This is a genomic window from Pedococcus sp. (genome assembly GCF_036554925.1).
Taxonomy (GTDB): Bacteria; Actinomycetota; Actinomycetes; order Actinomycetales; family Dermatophilaceae; genus Pedococcus_A.
Genome location: NZ_DATBMI010000237.1, coordinates 1 through 4,591, shown reverse-complemented (window position 1 = coordinate 4,591; position 4,591 = coordinate 1). Strand labels below are relative to the sequence as shown.

Genomic DNA, 4,591 nt, shown 5'->3' with positions numbered 1-4,591 from the left:
CGAGACTTCAGGCGGCCGGACACGATCACGCGGGTGCCGCGCTGCAGGGACTCGGCGACGTTCTCGGCTGCGTCGCGCCACACGGAGCAGCGCATGAACAGCGTCTCGCCGTCCTTCCACTCGTTGCTCTGCCGGTCGAACGCCCGCGGCGTCGAGGCCACGGTGAAGTTCGCGACGGCAGCGCCGGAGGGGGTGAAGCGGAGCTCCGGGTCGCCGGTGATGTTGCCGATGATGGTGATGACGGTGTCGCCAGCCATGAGGCGGTTCCCCTTGGGTTCGGTCGGTGTCGGTGGACTGTCAGGCGCCGGGGCGCAGCAGCTTGGTGCGCATGACCGACTCGTTCAGCCCGAGCTGGCGGTCCAGCTCCTTGGCCGTGGCCGGCTCGGAGGTGAAGTTGACGACGGCGTAGATGCCCTCGGACTTCTTCTTGATGTCGTAGGCAAGACGACGACGGCCCCACACGTCCACGTTGTCGACGGTGCCACCGTCCTTGGTGATGACGGTGAGGAACTTGTCGAGCGACGGTGCGACCGTCCGGTCGTCGAGCTCGGGGTCGAGGATGACCATGAGTTCGTACTGACGCATGCTGATAACCCGCCTCCTTTGGTCTTTGGCGGTCACGGTCTCTCCGTGACAGGAGGGTTGCAGTGCGATCCCCCTGGCGCGTGCTGCTCACGGGTGTGAGCTGCGAGGACCCGGGGGAACTGCACAAGGGTACCGGCTCCCTGCCTGACGGGCTAAATCCTGTCCCCAGCCACCGACAACCGGTCGACGGACGTCAGCCGAGGCGGACCAGCAGGCGGTCGGGGGCGTCGGTGAAGTCCCCGGCGAGCTCGTCGACCACGGCGTCTCCGCCGAGCTCGTCGACGACCTCGTGACCGGCCTCGTCCGTGCCCGGCTCGGGTGCGGCGGGACGCTGCGCGGCGGCGCGCCACACCCGCCACACCAGGTAGAGCACGCCGGCGACGCGCAGGACGAGGAAGACGGAGTACCACGCGGGCGGCAGGCCGCGGTCGGCCTTGCTGAGCCCGCCGAGGTAGAGCCAGACCATCGCGAAGTGCAGGGCCTCCGCCCCGACCCACACGAGGTGGTCGCGCCACCTCACCCCGCACAGCGCGGCCAGCGGCAGCAGCCACAGCGACGCCTGCACCGGGAAGCTCTTGCCGGTCACCAGGACGATCGCGACCATGACGAACGCGACCTCCGCGACGCCGGGCCTACGCCGTGTCCCCAGCGCCAGGGCCGCGCCGGCGACGCACGCAGCGGCGATGCCCAGGACGGCGAGCAGCGTGACCACCCCGCTGGGCAGGGCCGCGCCGAGAAGCCGCGGCACCATCCACGGCGACCCCAGGCCGGCGTCCGACCGCCACCACGCGGCATACGCGCGGGTGATCGCCCCCGGGTTGGCGAGGAGGAAGGGCAGCAGCACCAGCCCGACCCCCAGGGCGGCGCCGGCCAGGGCGCGCCGGACCGCGGCCCACCGCCCGGTGCGCAGGCCGAGCAGGACCAGCGCCAGCAGGATGAGCAACGGGTAGGTGCGCGCGACGACGGCCAGGCCGAGGAAGGCTCCCGCGAGGAGCGGCTGCCTGCGCCCCCAGGCCCACAGGCCGGCGGCGACGAGCGCCACCCCGAGCGTGTCGGCCGAGACGAGCGGGACGAGGACGAGCAGGGGGCTGGCCGCCAGCACGACGACGTCGGCCACGTGCCGGGGCCGGCTGGCAGCCGTGAGGAAGACGGTCACCACGACCAGGGCGGCGGCGACGACGGCCCAGAGGCCGAAGAACCACCGGGTCTGGTCGAGCACGCTGCCGTCCGGGACGAGCCCGCCGACGAACGCCATCACGGCGCCGGTGCCGACCGGGTGGTCGAGGGTCGCGGTCTCACCACTGGTGGCGAGGTAGCCGCCCAGACCGGACTGGAGGTTGCCGATCCGGTACAGCGCCGGCAGGTCGGAGAAGCAGCCGTGCCAGAACTGGTCGGCACCGTTCCACCCCTGGGCGACGCAGTGGGACCGCTGCACGGCACCGAGCGCGACGAGGGCCGCGGACACCACCAGGAGCGGCGTGACGGTGGCCAGCCATGACCGTGCCCGAGCGGAGGCGTGCCGCCCGAGCGGCCCGCCCACGGCAGCCAGGGACGCCTGGTCGGGCGGTCCCGGCTGCCGCTGCGGCCCCGGCGACGGCTGGGGCCCGGTCATGGGCCGGTGGTCGCCCCTCCGCCGCCGAAGATCGTCCGCGTCCCCGTGGGGGTCGGCTCGACGGTCTGCGTGTCAGTCGGCTTCGGCGGCTTGTCGGTCTTGGTCAGGGTCGGCCTCGGGACCCTCGTGGTCCGCGTGGTCGTGGTGGTCGTCGTGGTCGCAGTCGTCGTGGTCGTCGTGGACGAGGGGGTCCTGGTCGGCGTCGGGGTCGGGACCTTCTCGTCGCCGACACCGGCCCGCTCGGGGAACTCGAGCACCTTCTGCCCCGCGAGAGCCGCCGTCATGTAGTCGGTCCAGATACGCACCGGGACCGTGCCACCGGTGAGCTCGCCGAACCCCGGGAGGTCGGACATCGAGACGGTTCCGGCCTTGGGCCCCGAGCCCTTGTAGATGCCGACCGCGGTGGCCAGCTGCGGGGTGTAGCCGTCGAACCAGGCCGCGTAGTTGCCGGAGGTCGTGCCGGTCTTGCCCGCAGCCGGCCGGCCCAGGCCCTGGGCGAACTCCGCGGTGCCGTCCTCGATCGGCTCCTGCATGGCGTCGATGGTGTCGGCCATGACGTCCTTGTCGAAGACCGCCTTCTTGCTGATCTTGACCTTGTAGTCCAGGTCGCCGGTGCTCGGCCCACCCTTGACGCTCTTGATGAAGTACGGCTGGGCGCGGACGCCCTGCGCCGCGATGGTCGCGTAGGCGTTGGCCATGTCGCGCACCGTGACGACATCCGTGCCGAAGACGTTGGCGTAGTTGTCGCCCAGCGGCGTCATCTTCTTGGCCTCGGCGGTCTCGTCGTCCGGCAGGCCGGCGGTGATCGCCGCGGCCTTGGTCTTCGCGGGGTCGACCTCGATGTTCAGCTTGGCGTAGACGGTGTTGACCGAGTGGCCGGTGGCCGTGCGCAGGTCGATCTTCCCGAACTGCTCGTCGGCGAAGTTCTCGACCTGGCCGGTGCGCTCCTCCTCGGTGCCCCCGGCAGAGTCCTCGAACTCCTTGAAGTACTGCGGGCTGCTGCCGTCGTACTTGGTCTTGGTGCTGATCTCCTCCTGGAGGGCGGCGATCAGGGTGAAGACCTTGAAGGTCGAGCCGGCCTGCATCGTCGCGTCCGTGGCCGCGTTGAACTGGGTCTTGCCGTAGTCCGCGCCGCCGTACATCGCGACGACGGCGCCGTCGCCCGGCTTGATGCTCGTGAGCCCGACGTGGAGGTCCTTGCCGGCGGCGCCCTCAGGCATCCGGGCCCTGACGGCCTTGACCGCCGCATCCTGCGACTTCTTGTCGATCGTCGTGACGATCTTGTAGCCACCGCGGTCGATGTCGGCGTCGGTCAGCTTGACCCGGCCCTTGAGCTCGGCCTTCACCTGGGCGACGAGGTAGCCGGTCGGCCCGCTCGCGCCGCGGCCGGCCTGGTACTTCACGACCTTGGGGAAGGTCGACCTGCGGCGCTGCTCCTCGGTCAGCCACCCCTGGCTCTGCATCCCCTCGAGGACGTAGTCGACCCGCTCCTCGGCGTTCTTCTTCTGCTCGGCGCCCAGGCCCGGGTCGTAGTACGACGGCCCGCGGATCACGGAGGCCAGCAGGGCACCCTCGGCAGCGTTCAGCTTGGAGACGTCCTTGCCGAAGTAGGCCTTGGCGGCGGTCTGCACGCCGTAGGCGCCGCGGCCGTAGTAGATGGTGTTGAGGTAGTCCTCGAGGATCTGGTCCTTGGACTTCTGCTTGGCGATCTTGATCGAGATCATGATCTCCTTGGCCTTGCGGCTGAGCGTCTGGTCCTGGGTCAGGAAGTAGTTCTTGACGTACTGCTGGGTGATGGTCGAGCCGCCCTGGGTCTGCCCGCCGCGCAGGCCCACCCACACGGCCCGGGCGATGCCGGTCGGGGAGATCCCGGAGTTCTCGTAGAAGTTGCGGTCCTCGGCGGCGAGGTGCGCCTGCTGGACCGCCTTGGGGATCTTCGACAGCGGCACCGACTCACGGTTGACCTCGCTGATCCGGTCGATCTCGGTCTTGCCGTCGGAGTAGTAGATGACCGACGCCTGGGCGTCGGCGAGGTCGTTGGGCTCCGGGATGTCGGTCGACGCGTAGGCGACGAAGAAGCCGATGACGCCGAGCAGGGCGGCACCGAGCGCGGCGAGGCCGAGGCGCTTCCCCCACAGTCGGCCGTCGAAGCCCTGCTTCTGCTGCTTGGCCTTGGACTGGCGGGCCCTGGCCTGGGCTCGCGTCTTCGGCGCCTGGGCACGCGTCTTGGGACGTGGAGTGCTCATCAAACCTTCTCGATCGACACAAGGGCGGACCGCCGGTGGCGACGGTCCGTCCATCAGTATGACCATGATTTCTGGAAATGGTCATTCTGCGGGTGGACCACAGGCCCCCTGACCTGCACAATCACGCCACCGAGCGGCGCGGAGCACC

At 70.3% G+C, this 4,591-nt stretch carries 4 protein-coding genes; all 4 read right to left on the bottom strand.

Features of this window, described 5'->3' with window-relative positions; all coding sequences use genetic code 11:
* Window positions 1–257, bottom strand: a 257-nt coding sequence (gene ssb, locus VIB11_RS17370; protein ID WP_332057322.1) for a single-stranded DNA-binding protein, incomplete at its 3' end; no start/stop codon positions are given.
* 40 nt (window positions 258–297) lie between these two features.
* Entirely contained in the window at window positions 298–585 is a 288-nt protein-coding gene (gene rpsF, locus VIB11_RS17365) for a 30S ribosomal protein S6 (protein WP_332057321.1), read from the bottom strand.
* A 193-nt stretch (window positions 586–778) separates the two neighbouring features.
* Window positions 779–2,197 (bottom strand): hypothetical protein, encoded by a 1,419-nt coding sequence (locus VIB11_RS17360; RefSeq protein ID WP_332057320.1) that lies wholly within the window; start codon window positions 2,195–2,197, stop codon window positions 779–781.
* Window positions 2,194–4,443, bottom strand: coding sequence for a transglycosylase domain-containing protein (locus VIB11_RS17355; protein WP_332057319.1), 2,250 nt, complete (start codon window positions 4,441–4,443; stop codon window positions 2,194–2,196). The genes VIB11_RS17360 and VIB11_RS17355 overlap by 4 nt, the downstream gene beginning before the upstream one ends.
* Window positions 4,444–4,591 lie beyond the last annotated feature (148 nt).

What these genes read in the sequence shown, in the direction of transcription:
- rpsF (WP_332057321.1), bottom strand. Translation starts at nt 585, where the DNA reads ATGCGTCAGTACGAACTCATGGTCATCCTCGACCCCGAGCTCGACGAC.
- VIB11_RS17360 (WP_332057320.1), bottom strand. Translation starts at nt 2,197, where the DNA reads ATGACCGGGCCCCAGCCGTCGCCGGGGCCGCAGCGGCAGCCGGGACCG.
- VIB11_RS17355 (WP_332057319.1), bottom strand. Translation starts at nt 4,443, where the DNA reads ATGAGCACTCCACGTCCCAAGACGCGTGCCCAGGCGCCGAAGACGCGA.